General features: G+C 70.5%; 9 protein-coding genes. 3 read left to right on the forward strand and 6 right to left on the reverse strand.

All coding sequences use genetic code 11. From position 1 onward, the window contains the following. Positions 1-357: 357 nt before the first annotated feature. Together ACGFSA_RS08440 and ACGFSA_RS08445 are read right to left on the reverse strand one after the other, a co-directional pair. A complete protein-coding gene (locus ACGFSA_RS08440; RefSeq protein WP_393301535.1) occupies positions 358-1,017 on the reverse strand; it encodes a LuxR C-terminal-related transcriptional regulator in 660 nt (219 codons plus the stop codon). After that, entirely contained in the window at positions 1,005-2,234 is a 1,230-nt protein-coding gene (locus tag ACGFSA_RS08445) for a sensor domain-containing protein (protein ID WP_393301538.1), read from the reverse strand. The genes ACGFSA_RS08440 and ACGFSA_RS08445 overlap by 13 nt, the downstream gene beginning before the upstream one ends. A gap of 163 nt (positions 2,235-2,397) precedes the next feature. Between ACGFSA_RS08445 and ACGFSA_RS08450 the strand changes: the two genes are divergently transcribed. Together ACGFSA_RS08450 and ACGFSA_RS08455 are read left to right on the forward strand one after the other, a co-directional pair. Next, a complete protein-coding gene (locus ACGFSA_RS08450; protein WP_393301541.1) occupies positions 2,398-3,120 on the forward strand; it encodes an ABC transporter ATP-binding protein in 723 nt (240 codons plus the stop codon). Then, positions 3,117-5,753 carry an ABC transporter permease gene (locus tag ACGFSA_RS08455; RefSeq protein WP_393301544.1) on the forward strand — a complete coding sequence of 879 codons (2,637 nt, stop codon included), beginning with the start codon at positions 3,117-3,119 and terminating at the stop codon, positions 5,751-5,753. Before ACGFSA_RS08450 ends, ACGFSA_RS08455 begins: the two co-directional genes overlap by 4 nt. A 119-nt stretch (positions 5,754-5,872) precedes the next feature. Here the strand turns inward: ACGFSA_RS08455 and ACGFSA_RS08460 are convergent, their stop codons facing one another. The 4 genes from ACGFSA_RS08460 to ACGFSA_RS08475 form a co-directional block, all read right to left on the reverse strand. Continuing rightward, entirely contained in the window at positions 5,873-6,805 is a 933-nt protein-coding gene (locus tag ACGFSA_RS08460; RefSeq protein WP_393301547.1) for a LysR family transcriptional regulator, read from the reverse strand. 61 nt (positions 6,806-6,866) lie between these two features. Continuing rightward, on the reverse strand, positions 6,867-8,060 hold the full coding sequence (locus tag ACGFSA_RS08465; protein WP_393301550.1) for a glycine C-acetyltransferase: 1,194 nt from the start codon (positions 8,058-8,060) through the stop codon (positions 6,867-6,869). A gap of 52 nt (positions 8,061-8,112) precedes the next feature. Continuing rightward, on the reverse strand, positions 8,113-9,141 hold the full coding sequence (tdh, locus tag ACGFSA_RS08470) for an L-threonine 3-dehydrogenase (RefSeq protein WP_393301553.1): 1,029 nt from the start codon (positions 9,139-9,141) through the stop codon (positions 8,113-8,115). Between the two features lie 290 nt (positions 9,142-9,431). Further along, positions 9,432-9,782 carry a hypothetical protein gene (locus ACGFSA_RS08475; RefSeq protein WP_393301556.1) on the reverse strand — a complete coding sequence of 117 codons (351 nt, stop codon included), beginning with the start codon at positions 9,780-9,782 and terminating at the stop codon, positions 9,432-9,434. Positions 9,783-10,174: 392 nt separating this feature from the next. Between ACGFSA_RS08475 and ACGFSA_RS08480 the strand changes: the two genes are divergently transcribed. Beyond that, positions 10,175-16,306: a DNRLRE domain-containing protein gene (locus tag ACGFSA_RS08480; protein WP_393301559.1), complete on the forward strand. Its 6,132-nt coding sequence runs from the start codon at positions 10,175-10,177 to the stop codon at positions 16,304-16,306. The last annotated feature ends 264 nt before the right edge of the window (positions 16,307-16,570 follow it).

Genomic DNA, 16,570 nt, shown 5'->3' on the forward strand with positions numbered 1-16,570 from the left:
GGCGCGCCCCTGGGGGAGAGGGAAGGCGCTTAGTACGTCACGGTCAGCGACTTGACCGAGACATGCACGCCCACAAGGGCATCGTTAACAGCAAAGCAGTAGTCGCCGGAGCCGTGGTCGGCCAACGTACCGGAAGAGGTTGACGTGCTGCTGGCGAAACAGTTGGTGAAGGAAGCTCTCACGTAGTACGGGTCCGGCCCGAGAGTGTCCTTACGGAGGAGGACACGGCGGGCGACGTGGCAGTCCGGCACCGGGATCGGCGAGCTGGTCCAGGAGGCGAAGTGGGCGGTCGCCCGGCTGCGCGGCGCGTCGCATTGAGCGGCCGGGTGCGAAGGACCGGGCGGCCGGGCCGGGTGTTCAGCGGTTCGCCCGGCCCTCCAGGTACGCGAGTACGGCGAGCACCCGCCGGTGCACCGTGCCGTCGTCCGGTTCCAGACCGAGCTTGGCGAAGATCGAGCCGATGTGCTTGCTCACCGCCCTCTCCGTGACGACGAGTTCGGCGGCGATGGTGCCGTTCGCCTTGCCCTGGGCCATCAGTTCCAGCACCTCGCGTTCGCGCGGGGTGAGGCTCTGCAGCGGTTCGGCGGACGACCTGCGGGTCAGCAACTGGGTCACGACCTCCGGGTCGAGGGCCGTGCCGCCTGCCGCCACCCGGTCGAGGGCCTCCAGGAACTGGTCGACCCGGCCCACCCGGTCCTTGAGGAGGTAGCCGATGCCCTGGGCGCCCTGGGCAAGCAGCTCGGCGGCGTAGGTCTCCTCGACGTACTGGGACAGGACGAGGATCGGCAGCTCGGGCAGGTCCGCGCGGGCTGCGACGGCGGCGCGCAGGCCCTCGTCCCGGAACGTCGGCGGCAGCCGTACGTCGAGGACGGCGGCGTCCGGCCGGTGCTTCAGCAGGGCGGGAAGGATCTCGGGCCCGGTGGCCGCGTCGGCCACCACCTCGTGGCCCGAACTGGTGAGCAGCAGGATCAGGCCCTCCCGCAGCAAGGCGTTGTCCTCGGCGATCACGATCCGCACGGCAGCTCCACTTCGATGTCCGTCGGCCCTCCGGTGGGGCTGCTGATGCGGGTGGTGCCGTCCAGTGCGGCGACCCGCCGCCTGATCCCCACCAGGCCGCTGCCGGCGCGTTCGTCCGCGCCGCCGTGTCCATCGTCCCCGACGACCACACGCAAGGTGTCGGGGCCCCTGCCGATCCGGACGGTGGCGGCCGTCGCGCCGCTGTGCTTGCTGATGTTGGTGAGCGCCTCGGCGACCACGAAGTACGCGGCCGCCTCGATGGCGGCCGGGAGCCGCCGCCCGTCCTCGACACCGTCGAGGTCCGCGGTGACGGGTACGGCGACATCGGCGGCCAGCGCCCGTACCGCACCCGCCAGTCCACGGTCCGTCAGCACGGGCGGATGGATGCCGCGGACCACGTGCCGCAGCTCCGCGAGGGCCGCCTCCGCGCCGTCCTGGGCCTCGTCGAGGCGGAGCCGGGCGGCGGCGGGGTCGCGGTCGAGGAGCTGCTTGGCGAGCCCGATGCGCATCGACAGGGCGACGATCCTGGCCTGGGCTCCGTCGTGCAGATCCCTTTCGATGCGGCGCAGTTCGGCGCCGTGCGCCTCGACGGCACCGGCCCGGCTCTCGGTCAGCTGGGCGATCCGGTCGGCGAGCACGGTGGACGGCGAGAAGGTGAGCAGGGACCGGGTCCAGCTCGCAGACAGATCCGCGAGTACGGAATGCCAGCGCAGCATCCATCCCTGGCGCGCGGGCAGCGGTGTCCCGTACTCGTCGGCGGCCCGCCGGTCCAGCAGGTGCACGACGGGCAGCGCGGCCCCGTCGACGAGGAGCCCGACCGGCCACAGCACCATCGTGAGGTAGCCGAGGACGTTGCCCATGAGCGCCTGGATCGGCAGCCAGAGCGCGTCGCGCCAGACCGTCGGGTCGGTGAGTACGCGTCGGACCCGCTCGGAGAGTTCACCGCTGTCCAGCGGCGGATACGGCATCGGCGCGAACGGTACGCCGAGCCGCGCCGCTGCCCTGCGGCGTTCGAACTCGGCGAACCGGCGCAGCACTTTGGCCGCCTCGGGCAGGGCGGGCAGCCCGATGAGCACGACGGCGAACAGCAGGACCGCCACCACCAGGAACGTGCCCACATACGCGGCCAACGCGATCGGAACGCCGATGAGGAGGTAGCGCGAGGCATCCCACGAGCGCCGGATGGCGGCCGTCAGCGGGGCAGGAGTGGTGCTCATGACGCACCACGTTACGGGGGTTCGGCCACCGCCGGAGTGGGGATCTCCCCCCACCCCTGGTGGAGCTGGCTGCACCCCCTTCACGGGAGTGCGCACCCTCGTGCGAGCACTCTCATCCGCATAGCGTTTACGCAGGTCAGAAGGCATAGGCGGAGAAGGTACGGTGGAGTCAACGGTGGACACGATCACAGCGGCGCGGGCAACCGCGCTGAGTCTGGAGTCGGTGAGCCGACGCTACGGTCGGCGGGGCGGCGGCCAGGAGGCGACCGCGCTCGACGCGGTGAGCTGTGTGGTCCCGGCCGGGAGTTTCACCGCGGTGGTGGGCCCCTCGGGATCGGGCAAGAGCACGTTCCTCCAGTGCGCGGCGGGCCTGGACCGGCCGACATCGGGGACGGTACGGATCGGGGGCACCGATCTCGGCTCGCTGTCGGAAGCCGCGCTGACGCGACTGCGCCGGGACCGGATCGGCTTCGTCTTCCAGTCCCACGCCCTGAACCTGGTGCCTTCGCTGAGCATCGAGGAGAACGTCGTACTGCCGCTGGTGCTGGCGGGCGCCGATCCGGCGGACGAACGGGTGCTGACCCGCGGCCGGGATCTGCTGGCCCGGGTCGGCCTGACGGGCCGCGGTGCGCAGGGCCCCGCGACGCTCTCGGGCGGCCAGCAGCAGCGGGTCGCGGTGGCACGGGCGCTGGTGACCGAACCCGATGTGATCTTCGCGGACGAGCCGACGGCGTCCCTGGACCCGGAGTCGGCGGCGCTGGTCCTCGGTCTGCTGCGGGACGCGGTCCGGGTCGACGGCCGTACGGTCGTCATGGTCACCCATGATCCGATGGCGGCGAGCTGGGCGGACACCGTGCTGACGATGGACAGCGGTCGGCTGCGATGAGCACGGACACACCGACGGACACGCAGAGGCCGTACAAGGACGCGCGATCCGGGATGCGGCGGGCTTCGGCGTTCCTCGCCCGGCGTTCGCTGAAGACCCACCGCCGGGCCTGGACCGCGGTGTTCGCCGCGACGACGGCCACTGCCGCGCTGATCGGCGCGTTCGCTTTCGTCATCGGTTCGCTGCTGCTGGCGAAGCCGCCGCTGGAGCGCCATGCCGGGGCCGACGCGGTGGTGGCGGCCGACCAGCGGGTGACGTACACGGTGAAGCCGTGGGGCAGTAAGCCGAAGACCGCGACGGCGTATCTGGCGGAACGGGTCCGTCTGGACCGCTCGGTGGTGGCGAAGGCGGCCGGCGCCGACGGGGTCGCGAAGGCCGTCGCCGACGATTCGGTTCCGGTGGCTGTGGGCAGTGGGAGCGGGGGTACCGGCGGCGGAGCTTCGGCTGTCGGCCGTTCCTGGGCGTCCGCCGCGCTCACTCCGTACCGGCTGGCCGGAGGGCACGCGCCGAGGACCTCCGCCGAAGTGGTCCTGGACAGCGCGCTGGCGGCCGCTGCCGGGAGCGCGCCGGGCGACCGGGTGACCTTGCAGATCGACGGGGCTCCGCGGCCGTACACCGTCAGCGGCGTTGCCGACACCGGTCACCGCGGCGGCGCCCCCGCCGTCTTCTTCACCGAGCGTCGGTTGACCGCCCTGGCCGGGCACCCGGGCACGGTCGATGCCATCGGGATCGTCGCCGAGAAGGGCGTGTCCGCGGACGCGCTGCGGGCGTCACTGGACAGTGCGCTGCCCGACCGCGCACATGGCGACCACGGGATACGGGTCCTCACCGGTCCGGAGCGCGGGCAGGCCGAGTACCTCGACGCGCTCGGCAGGCGCGGCGATCTGCTGTCCATGCTCAGTTCGATCACCGGAACGGTCTTCATGGTGGCGCTCCTGGTGATCGCCACCACGCTCTCTCAGGCGGTCCACCAGCGCTCCGGCGAACTGGCTCTACTACGTGCGGTCGGGGCGACGCCCCGTCAGCTCAGGTCGGCCGTCGGCCGTGAGACGAGCCGGGTGGCCGGCGCCGCGGCGGTGCTGGGCGGGATCGGAGCCGTTCCGCTGGGGCTGCTGATACGGTCCCTGCTGACCACGGACCCACTGCCGCTGCCCGTACCGGTGTGGCTGTCGTTCGTCGCGGGCGCCGTGGGCGCGGTGCTCGTCACGCTCGCGGCTCGTCCGGTGGCGATGCTCGCGGCCAGGTCCATCACCGGGCTGCGGCCCGCCGCGGCGCTGGACGTGGCCCGTGCGCCCGAGCCGGGCAAGCCGGGCCGGGTGCGTACGGGCGCCGGAGCGGTGCTGGCCGTCGCGGGCGTCGGTTCGGCGGGCGCGGCAACGGTACATGGCGGGCAGGCCGGCGCGGTGGCGGCCTCGGGTGCGGCGACCTCGCTGATCATCGCGGTGGCGCTGCTCAGTCCGTGGATCGCCCGGACGGCGATGCGGGTGCTCGGCACACCGATACGGCGTGTGGGCGGGGTCTCCGGATTCCTGGCCGCCAAGTCCGCCGCCGCGCACCATCGGCGCCTCGGTGCGGCGATCACCCCGATCGTGCTGGTCGTCGCCTTCGTCTGCGTACAGCTGGCGGCCGACTCGACAATGGAGCGGGCCGCCGACCGGCAGGCCGCTGCCTCGCTCCGGGCGAACCTGGTGGTGACGGGTCCCTCCGCCGGACTGCCGGCCGCTGCGGCACAGGCGGTGCGCGAGGCGCCCGGAGTGACGGCGGCGACCGGTGTGCTGCGTTCGAGCGTCGTCCTCGCCCGTCGCGAGGTGGGCGATCCGAAGCTGGACCGGCTCCCCGTGCTGGGCGTGACGGCGGACCAGCTGTCCGGCACGCTCGATCCGCACGTTACGGCGGGCGATCTGGCGGACCTCACCGGCCGGGGCACGATCGCGGTCGGCGAGGACCGGGCCGCCGATCTCGGCGTGGGCACCGGCGACACGGTGAAGCTCCGTCTCGGCGACGGTACGGACGTACGGCTCCGCGTGGTGGCGCTCTACGAACGGGCGCTGGGGATCGGTGAGTTCATGCTGCCGCGCGAGACCCTGGCCGGGCATGTGTCGGCCCCGCGCGACCAGCGGATCCTGATCCGCACGGCGGACGGCGGAGCGGCTTCGGCTTCGGAGGTGCGCCGTGCGCTCGCCCCGTACGCGGGTGTACGGGTCCGTGCCGCGACGGCGGACGACATACGGATCGCCCCGTCGGCCACGGGCGGGAAGAACGCCTTGACCGTCATCGGTGTGGGGGTGATCGGCGGCTTCGCACTGCTCGCGGTGATCAGCACGCTGTCCCTGATCACGGTGGGCCGCCGCGCGGAGTTCCGCCTGCTGCGCATGGTCGGCGCGGGCCATCGGCAGGTGAGGCGGATGGTGGCGCTGGAGACCGGTCTGGTGACGGTGACGGGCCTGGCGATCGGCACGCTGGTCGCGGCGGTCCCGCTGGTGGCCTTCGCCGTGTCGACGACCGGTTCGTTGCCCTACCTGCCGCCGGTGCAGTACGGGGTGCTGGTACTGGCCGTGGCGGTGGCGGCGGGTGCGGGGACGATGTGGCCGGGCTCGTCCGGCGGCCGCTCCGTCCTCAAGCGCCGCGGGTGAGCCCGTACGGCACGACCGGGCCCCACCGACGCGGATCGGGCCCGCCCCTCGATTGAGGGCGACGCCCGCGGTGGGCGCGCGCCGGGGGGAGGCGCACAACGTGCCCGCCCCGGCGCGCGTCATGGTGAGGCCGGCAGCGGCAGCGCCGCTTCCCGTACCGCCGCCGTGGCCAGCGCGTCGAGCACCGGCGCGATCAGCGGATGCCCCTCCGCGCCGTGCCGCACCGCGGCGAAGACCCGGCGGGTCGGCGCGCTGCCCTCCACCGGCCGCACCACCACCCCCGTGAGATCCATCCCCCGCAACGCCGACCGCGGCACCAGCGCCACCCCGGCACCCGCGCCGGCCAGCGCCACCACCGCACGGAAGTCGTCCGAGGAGTGCTCCAGCCTCGGCTGGAAGCCGGCGAACTCGCAGGCCAGGACCACCACGTCATGGCACGGGTTGCCGGGGTACGGGCCGATCCACGGGTCCTTCTCGAGGTCCGCGATGGCCACCTGGTCCTGGCCGGCCAGCCGGTGCCCCACCGGCAGCACGGCGTCGAACGGCTCCGAGTACAGCGGCACCCGGGTCAGCCGCCGGTCGTCCTCGCCGGGCGCGCCCCGGTATTCGACGGCGACCGCCACATCGACCTGCCGGTCGAGCACCATCGGCACGCTCGCGTCGCCTTCCGCGTCCTGCACCCGGACCCGGATGCCGGGCGCGGTCGACGTCAGCTCGGCGATGGCGGGGGCGAGCACGAGCCCGATGCCGGTGGCGAACGCGGCGACCGTGACCGTACCGGCGTCTCCCGCCCCGTACGCGGCGAGCTCCGCCTCGGCCCGTTCCAGCTGGGCCAGCACCGCATTGGTGTGCGTCAGCAGGATCTCGCCGGCCGGTGTGAGCCGTACGCCGCGGGCGCTGCGGTCGACCATCCGGTGGCCGGTCTCCTGTTCCAGGGCGGCGAGCTGCTGGGAGACGGCGGACGGCGTCAGATAGAGCGCGGCGGCTGCCGCAGTCACGGTGCGGTGGTCGGCCACCGCACGGAGAATACGCAGCCGCCGTGCATCGATCATGTGATCCATTGTCCCAGGCCCCGAGGGGTGTACGGGGCCTGGGACCACCCCGCTCGTCGAGCTACTCGCCGAGCGCGGCCCGTGCGTCGACGAACGCGTCCACCGCACGGTTCACGTCGGCCGTGGAGTGCGCGGCCGACAGCTGGACGCGGATGCGCGCCGCGCCCTGCGGGACGACCGGGTAGGAGAACCCGATCACATACACACCGCGCTCCAGGAGCAGCTCCGCCATCCGGCCTGCCTTCGCCGCGTCCCCGATCATCACGGGGGCGATGGCGTGGTCGCCGGGCAGGACGTCGAAGCCCTCCTCGGTCATCCGGTTGCGGAAGAGCGCGGTGTTGGCGTTCAGCCGCTCGCGCAGGTCACCGGCGGACTCCAGCAGGTCGATGACCTTGAGCGAGGCCGCCGCGATGACCGGGGCGAGGGAGTTGGAGAAGAGGTACGGGCGGGACCGCTGGCGCAGCAGTGCGACGATCTCGGCGCGGGCCGCGACGTAGCCGCCGGAGGCACCGCCGAGCGCCTTGCCGAGCGTGCCGGTGATGATGTCGACGCGGTCCATGACGTCGTGCAGCTCGGGCGTGCCGCGGCCGCCCGGGCCCACGAAGCCGACGGCGTGCGAGTCGTCGACCATGACCATGGCGTCGTACCGGTCGGCCAGGTCGCAGATCTCGCCGAGCGGGGCGACGTACCCGTCCATGGAGAACACGCCGTCGGTGACGATGAGCCGGCGCCGCGCCCCGGACGCCTCCTTGAGCTGCTGCTCCAGGTCGTCCATGTCGCGGTTCGCGTAGCGGAACCGCTTGGCCTTGGAGAGGCGGATGCCGTCGATGATGGAGGCGTGGTTGAGGGCGTCGGAGATGACCGCGTCCTCCGGACCGAGGACGGTCTCGAACACGCCGCCGTTGGCGTCGAAGCAGGAGGAGTAGAGGATCGTGTCCTCCTGGCCGAGGAACGACGAGAGCCGCTGCTCCAGCTCCTTGTGGACCTCCTGCGTCCCGCAGATGAAGCGGACCGAGGCCATCCCGTAGCCCCAGCGGTCCAGCGCCTCGTGGGCGGCGGTGATCACCTCGGGGTGGTCGGCGAGGCCCAGGTAGTTGTTGGCGCAGAAGTTGAGCACCTCACCGGGGCGGCCACCGGCGGTGACGGCTACGGTCGCGGACTGCGGGGTGCCGATCACGCGCTCGGGCTTGTGGAGTCCGGCGGCCTTGATCTCGTCGAGGGTCGTGCGCATGTCGTCGCGTACGGAGTCGAACATGAGGGGTGTCTCCTGGTGTGTACGGGCCGGTACGAGGTCGGTACGAGGTCGGTCAGACGGTCCAGTCGAGGATGATCTTGCCGCCGCGTCCGCTCGCCGCGTCGTCGAAGGCCGCCTCGAAGTCGCGGTAGCCGTACCGTCCGGTGACCACGGGGGCGAGGTCGAGGCCGCCCTCCAGCAGGACGGACATGGCGTACCAGGTCTCGTACATCTCGCGGCCGTAGATGCCCTTGATCGTGATCATCGAGGTGACGACGCTGGACCAGTCGACGGCGAACTCCTCGGACGGCAGTCCGAGCATGGCGATCCGTCCGCCGTGCGTCATGTTCGCGATCATGTCGCGCATGGCCTCGGGGCGGCCGGACATCTCCAGGCCGATGTCGAAGCCCTCGCGCAGGCCGAGGTGGCGCTGGCCGTCGGCGATGGTCTCCTCGGCGACGTTGAGGGCGAGGCTGACGCCGACCTTCCGCGCGAGTTCGAGCCGGGCCTCGCTGACGTCGGTGATGACGACGTTGCGGGCGCCCGCGTGCTTGGCGACGGCCGCGGCCATGATGCCGATCGGGCCGGCGCCGGTGATCAGGACGTCCTCGCCGACCAGCGGGAAGGACAGCGCGGTGTGCACGGCGTTGCCGAACGGGTCGAAGATCGCGGCGATGTCGAGGTCGACGGGGACCCGGTGCACCCACACGTTGGAAGCGGGCAGCGCGACGTACTCGGCGAACGCCCCGTCCCGGCCGACGCCGAGCCCGACGGTGGAGCGGCAGAGGTGGCGGCGTCCGGCCAGACAGTTGCGGCACTTCCCGCAGACCAGGTGACCTTCGCCGCTGACCAGGTCACCGACGGCGATGTCGACGACATCGGCGCCGATCGCGGCGACCTCGCCGACGAACTCGTGGCCGAGGACGAGCGGCGTCTTCACGGCCTGCTGCGCCCAGCCGTCGTAGTTGCGGATGTGCAGGTCGGTTCCGCAGATGCCGGTGCGGAGGACCTTGATCAGCACGTCCGAGGGGCCGATCTCCGGCTCGGGAACGTCCATCAGCCAGAGTCCGGGCTCGGCCTTCTGCTTCACAAGTGCCTTCACGGCTGTGGCTCCCTGTACGTGGTGCGAGGTGAACGCCCCGGGCCGGGGGCAGCCTCGAAGGGAGCCTGCGGCCCGGGGAAGATGAGAGGGACGGCATGGGGGCAGCACGCACGGTGATCGGCTGCCGCGCACCATCCTCCGCCGCCACGGAGAAATCTGCCGTACCCCGCGCCCCAGGTCCATCGAGGTTTTCTTAAGCGCAGCCGCAGCTCCGCTTCATGCCCGCCCCTCCGGAAGGGGCCGGCCGCCCTTCGGTACGGGCGACCGGCCCGCTGGAACCGGGCGTGCGATCAGTCGCCGATCTCCTGCGGCGGGGTGTCCCGGCCCGGTACCTCATTGGGCGCGAGGATCCAGTCGTCCCCCGGGTACGGCTTGGTCCATCCGGTGGACGCGTACCGGTGATCCGGTTCAGCTGCGCCGGGTTCCTTGATGATCAGAAAGATGTGCTTGATCTTGGACGGGCTGCCCAGCTTGGCCGGGATGACCTGCTCGCGGTCGTGCGACGAACCGTAGGTCTTCTTCTGCCCCAGCAGCTTCGCCCAGTCGTTGTTGACGAAGACCCGGTGGGTCGGCGCACCCAGCTGCCGCTTGGACGGCATCGGGAACGTGGTGAAGCCGAGACGCAGGGGCGTGGTGGACACCAGCCCAAAGGACCCATTCCGTTGGCATTTTCCGCCAACACTTAGCAAAGTTGCGCGCATGCCATGTGCTGGCTTGATGAGGCGCCCCTATGGGTTGATCTAGGACATTCCGCGTGCCGTCTGCCACGTCGTGACGACCTTGACACCCGCCCTCTGGCCTGAACTCCCGGCATCCGACCCCGACTACGGGCGTTCCCTTACGCAACCTTGACCTGCTCATGACGCCTGCAAAGTGTTCCCGTGATGCGGCGCGGATGATCCCTTCGCCCCCCATGGGACCTTTCCCTTCTATTGCAGGAGTCTTGATGAGTCGTGCGCGCTTGAGAGCGTGGCCGAGATCGTCGCGGGCCCGGATACCACGCGTATCTGGGCGTTTACGGCAAGTTGCCAGCGTGGTGTCGCTGTTGTTGTTGGCCGAGGCGGCCTTGGTGGTGGAGTCGACGGGCGAGGCGGTGGCGGTGGGACAGCCCGCGGCAGCCACCGAGTCGGCGACCGCGCCCGCCTACGGGCCGGCGGAGGCGGCGGATGAGGCCTCGGCGGTGCTGATGGCCCGGCTACAAAGCCGCAAGATCGAGGTGCTGTCCGAGAGGGGGGCGGACTCGACGACCTGGGCGCTGCCCAGCGGTGCGCTGCAGACCGAGACCTTCACCGGGCCGATCCGCGTGAAGCAGGACGGCACATGGCTGCCCATCGACACCACCCTGGCCGATGCCGGTGCGCAGCTTGAGCCGAAGGCGGCCGCTGCCGAGGTGGCCCTGTCCGACGGCGGGGATACCGCGTTGGCCTCGGTGAGCCAGGGCAAGGCCACCTTCGGTCTGGGCTGGGCCGAGCAGTTGCCGACGCCGACGATCAAGGGCTCGACCGCCGCTTACGATCTGGGCGACGGGCAGACCCTGAAGGCGACGGCTCTGGCGCAGGGCTTCTCCGAGAACATCACCCTGGCCGGTGCCCCCGCCGATGCGGTGTCCTACCGCATCCCGCTGCGGCTGGACGGGCTGAAGCTGTCCCAGGCCACGTCCGGGCATCTGCTGCTCAAGGACGCGGATGGGAAATTGGTGGCCGAGGCGCCGGCGCCGATGATGTGGGATGCGTCGAAGAACCCCGCCTCGGGCGAGTCGGACCACCGCGCGAAGGTGGACACGAAGATCGAGACGGGGACGGATGGCAGCCAGACGCTGGTCCTGACCCCGGATGCCGACTTCCTGGCCCGCACGGACCTGACGTACCCGGTGACCGTGGACCCGACGTCCACGCTGGCGGCGACGACCGACACGTGGGTGCAGACCCCGGACTACCCGGACTCTCAGCAGGGCTCGCCGGAGTTGAAGTCGGGCACCTATGACACGGGCACCAACAAGGCCCGCTCGTATCTGAAGTTCGACGTGGCCAAGTTCGCCGGCAAGCACATCATCGACACGAACCTGGCGCTGTATTCGTTCTACTCCTCGACCTGCGCCACCACGGGTGCGGGCACCGAGGTGCGGCGGATCACCGGCAGCTGGGACTCGGCGGCGATCACCTGGGGTGCGCAGCCGGCCACCACGGCCACCGGTGCGGTGGTCAACAAGGCTGCGCTGGGCTACAACACTTCCTGCCCCGGCGGCACGATGAACTTCGACATCGACGCCATTGTGGCCGCGTGGGCCAGTGGCTCGGCCAATTACGGGCTGCGGATCGCCGGTGCGAATGAGACCGACCCGTACACCTGGCGGCGCTTCCGCTCCGCCAACTACATTTCCGGTGACAACTCGGCAGAGCCGCATCTGACGGTCACGTACAACTCCTACGCCACCAACTCGGCCCTGGCGGTCTCGCCGTCGCAGCTCAACGCCTACAACGGCAAGCGGTACGTCACCTCGCTGACCCCGACACTCTCGGCGAAGGTCACCGATGCCGACGGAGGCAACGCGCAGGCTCAGTTCGAGGTCACCGCCGACCCGGCCTACGCCGACACCACCTACAGCTACACCGCGCTGGGCAAGTCGGTGACCTCGGGCTCCACTTCCACTCTGGCGGTGCCGTCGGCGAGTGCCTTCCCGGCCGGCTCGCATCTGCGCTACCGGGTGCGCGGCTATGACGGCACGGACTACGGCACCTGGTCGGGCTATTCGACGTTTGTGCTGAACACCGGGCTGCCCGTCGCGCCGAGCATCTCGTGCCCGGTCTACCCGGTGAGCACGTGGTCGGCGAAGGCGTCGGGCGCGGTCTCCTGCACCCTGGACACCACCTCGACCGACGGGCAGGGCTTCAAGTGGGGCCTGGATGATCCGGCGATGGCCAAGCGCATCGACGACACCGTCGATGGCACCGGCGGTGACCCGCTGACCATCAGCATCACCCCGGGCGATGGCTGGCACACGCTGTATGCCAAGACCATCGACTCCGGCGGCAACCTGTCGACGGCCACTACCCAGTATTCCTTCGGTGTCGGCGCCGACGGCGCCGCGCTGCTCAGCCCGGGTGACGGCGACCGTCCCGCCCGCCGCGTGGCACTCTCGGCCACCGGCAAGCCCACGTACACCGGTGTGACCTACCAGTACCGGCGTGGTGAGACCGACGCCTGGAAGAACGTGCCGCTGGCGGACGTCACCAAGAACGCCGACGGCTCGGCCATTGCCGCCTGGCCGCTGGCCGCCCCCAACGGCGCACCCCCGGCCCTGGCCTGGAACATCACCACATCCCTGGCCGAGGACGGCCCGGTCGATGTGCGTGCCGCCTTCACCGACGGCACCACCACTGGCTACTCCCCGACAAACACCATCACCGTCGATCGCAATGCCGGCACCGCTCCGTCCGATGAGGTCGGCCCGGGGTCGGTGAACGACCTGACCGGCGACTACACCCTGTCTGCCACGGATGCGTCCGCGTTCGATATGAGCGTCTCGCGCACGGCCTCTTCCCGGAAGCCGACCGCGGGTGCGGACGCCGAGGGCCAGGCGGCCATCTTCGGGCAGCAGTGGACCTCGGGCACCACCGCCGAGCTGACCGACTCCGACTGGGGCTATGTCCGCAAGACCTCGGCTACCTCGGTGGCCCTGGTCGACGTCGGCGGGGACGAGCTCGGCTTCACCGCCACCTCCACCGGTGGCTGGAAGGCGGAGCCCGGCGCTGAGGAACTGACGCTCACGGGGAGCCTGACCGGCTCGTTCACGCTGAAGGACACCGAGGGCACGACGACCACGTTCGCCAAGGTGGATGCGGCGGCGACCACCTGGCAGGTGTCGGCCACCTTCCTGCCCACCAGCAACTCCACCACGACTGTGGTCTCGGAGAAGGTCGTCTCGGGCACCAAGACGCTGGCCCGCCCGAAGTACATCATCGCCCCCACCTCGGCGGCGGCGGCCGCGACCTGCCAGACGACGCCGTCCACCAAGGGCTGCCGACTGCTGGAATTCGTCTACGCCACCAGCACCACCGCCACCAGCACCGTCGTGGGTGACTTCACCGGCCAGGTGAAGGAGTTGCGTCTGTGGTCCACCGATGCCGGTGCCGCGGCGGCAACCTTCAAGTCCGTGCAGACGTATCAGTACGATGATGCCGGACGCCTGCGCAAGGCCTGGAATCCACAGATCACCCCGTCCCTGATCACCGGTTACACCTACGACAGCGCCGGCCGGGTCACGACCCTGACGCCGCCTGGTGAGTTGCCGTGGACGTTCACCTACGGTACGGCCGGTAACGCGGCCACCGCGGGCGCGGGCATGCTGTTGGCGGCCTCCCGGCCCACTCTGCAGCGCGGGTCGCAGTCGCAGACCGACGGCGGTACCGCCACCACCTCCATGGTCTACGACGTACCGCTGACCGGGACGAAAGCGCCATATGCCATGAGCGCGTCGAGTGTCGCGACTTGGGGCCAGAGCGATGTGCCGACGGATGCCACCGCGGTTTTCCCCGCTGATGCCGTGCCGGCTTCGCATGACGGCGCCAGCCTGACCGCCACCTCCTACACCCGAGCCGCAATCTCCTATGCGGATGCCTCCGGACGCGAGGTCAACACCGCCACCCCCGGCGGCCACCTGACCACCACCGAATACGACCACACCGGCAACACGGTGCGCGAACTGTCCGCCAAAAACAGTGAATTGGCGCTTGCCACCGACGGGCCGGGCCTGGAGGAGCTGACCCTGCTGGGTATCAACAACTCCTCCACCGCCGAGCGCGCGCAGCAGCTGTCCACCACCCACCTGTTCTCGGCCGACGGTCTGCGCGAATTGGAATCCAGTAGGCCGCTGCACCTGACCACCCTGACCGGTGTCCTGAAGGCCGGCACCGGCGGCACCGACCTGCCCGCGGGCAGCGAGATCCCCGCCCGCCAGCACACGGTGACCACCTACGACGAGGGCCGACCCACCGACGGCAGCGCCACAGTCGCCGACCAGCCCACCACCGTCACGGTCGGCGCGCACGTCGACGGCTACCCGACCGACGCCGACACCCGCAGCTCCAAGACCGGCTACGACTGGGTCAAGGGCCTGCCCACCTCCACCACCGACGACCCCGCAGGCCTCAACCTCACCAAGACCACCACCTACGACACCCAGGGCCGAGTCACCAAGACCACCTTGCCCAAGTCGACCGGTACCGACGCCGGCGCGACGAGCACCACCTACTACTCGGCGACCGGCACCGGCGCCTGCAACGGCCGCCCCGAATGGGCGGACCTGGTCTGCTCCACGGGACCTGCAGGCGTGATCACCGGCGGCGGTTCGAACCCCACCCAGCTGCCCACCAAGACCGTCGAATACGACCGGTGGGGCAAGACGGCGAAGGTGACCGAGACCGCCAACTCCGTGACCCGGACCACCACCACCACGGCGGACAGCGCCGGACGACCCACAAAGGTCGCGATCACCGGCGGGGTGGGCACCGCGGTGCCGGACACCACCACCACCTACGATCCGACCAGCGGTGACGTCGCCACCGTGACGTCGAACGGCCAGACGATCACCCACACCACCGACATGCTCGGCCGGGAGATCGCCTACAACGACGGGGTGGGCAACACCGCCACCACCGAGTACGACAGCCTGAACCGACCGGCCAAGGTGTCCGACTCGGCCCCGTCGACCACCACCTACACCTACGACACAGCCAAGGACCCACGCGGCCTGGAAACCTCCCGCACCGACTCGGTCGCCGGCACCTTCACCGCCGCCTACGACGCGGACGGCGACCTGACCACCGAGCAACTCCCCGGCGGCTACACCCTGACCACCAGCCAGGACGAGACCGGCACGGAGACCTCCCGGGTCTACACCCGCGATGTTGACGGCGTGATCGTTGCCTCCGACACCGCCGACCACTCCATCCACGGTCAGACCGTCGCCGACACCGACGCCGCAGGTCAGGCCTATGCCCGCGGCTACAGCTACGACAAGCTCGGCCGCCTCACCCAGGCCGACGACACCGCCCCCGACGGCACCTGCACCCGCAGGAGCTACACCTTCGACAACAACACCAACCGCACCGCCCTCGCCGTCGCCACCAGCGCCGCCGACGCGGTCTGCACCTCCACCGGCGCGACCAGCACAAGTAGCACCTACGACAGCGCCGACCGCCTCATAGCCACGGGCACCGTCTACGACGCCTTCGGCCGCACCACCACTCAGGCATCGGGCGCAACCGTCGGCTACTACGCCAACGACCTCGTCCAGCAGCAGACCTCCGGCACCAACCGGCAGACCTGGAACCTGGACGCGGCTGGCCGCCTGGCCGCCTGGACCACCGAAACCAACAACGCCGGCACCTGGACCCAAACCAGCGCCAAGACCAACCACTACGGCAGCGGCGGCGACAGTCCCGATTGGACCAAGGAGGACGCCGACGCCATCACCCGCAACGTCCAAGGCCCGGGCGGGAATCTGGACGCCATCGCCAGCATCACCACCGCCACTTCCGACACCGTCCTGCAACTGACCGACATCCACGGCGATGTCACCGTCCAGCTCCCGCTGGACACCACCCAGCCGCTCACCGCACTCGCCTACGACGAGTACGGCAATGCCGAGGGCGCCACTCCCGCCACCCGCTATGGCTGGCTCGGCGGCAAGCAACGCTCCAGCGAAACGGCCACCGGCGTCACCCTCATGGGCGTCCGCCTCTACGACCCCGCTCTCGGGCGCTTCCTACAAGTCGACCCGATTCCGGGCGGCAACGCCAACGCATACGACTACGTCAACGGCGACCCGCTCACCGGTTACGACCTCGACGGCAACTATGGATGGCACTGGCACTCGCCATGGCACGCTACCCGCTGGGGGCCGCTGCACCACTGGTACAGCAGGGCACGCAGTGGATGGCACTATTACCGGCACCGTGCCAGGCACTACTGGCATCGGGGTCGCACGTACTGGCACCGTGCCAATCGCAACCATTACTTCAGGGCCTGCACGGTGTGGGGTGGCTCCGCCGGAGGAACAGCCCTGACGTACGGCTGGTGGGCCGGTCAAGTCGACTGGGCCTTGACAGGGATCTCCTTCGGCTTTGGATGCGCCGGAGGCATGGCGGGGTACGCATGGAACTGAGAGGTAGAGGTCGCCAAGGAGACGCTTCCACTCGCAAACCAGATCGTATCGGCATCGTCATTGCTTCCATCGTCGGGCCGAGCATCATGCTGTTGGCGCACTTGGCAATCCCAAGAGTGTCCCTCTGGCTGCTCGTTATACCGTCGATAGCCGTAGGGACGGTTCTCACCTCGGCACTGCGCCGACGAGGGCGACGACTCTGCGTCAGACATGAGTGAAGCCCCTGGTAGGAACGGGTCTGCGAAGAAACGTTCCGTACAACCA

It is taken from the genome of Streptomyces sp. NPDC048496 (assembly GCF_043200055.1).
GTDB lineage: Bacteria > Actinomycetota > Actinomycetes > Streptomycetales > Streptomycetaceae > Streptomyces.

Coding starts and splice junctions, on each gene's coding strand:
- ACGFSA_RS08460 (WP_393301547.1), bottom strand. CDS start 6,805: ATGATCGATGCACGGCGGCTGCGTATTCTCCGTGCGGTGGCCGACCAC.
- ACGFSA_RS08445 (WP_393301538.1), bottom strand. CDS start 2,234: ATGAGCACCACTCCTGCCCCGCTGACGGCCGCCATCCGGCGCTCGTGG.
- ACGFSA_RS08465 (WP_393301550.1), bottom strand. CDS start 8,060: ATGTTCGACTCCGTACGCGACGACATGCGCACGACCCTCGACGAGATC.
- ACGFSA_RS08455 (WP_393301544.1), top strand. CDS start 3,117: ATGAGCACGGACACACCGACGGACACGCAGAGGCCGTACAAGGACGCG.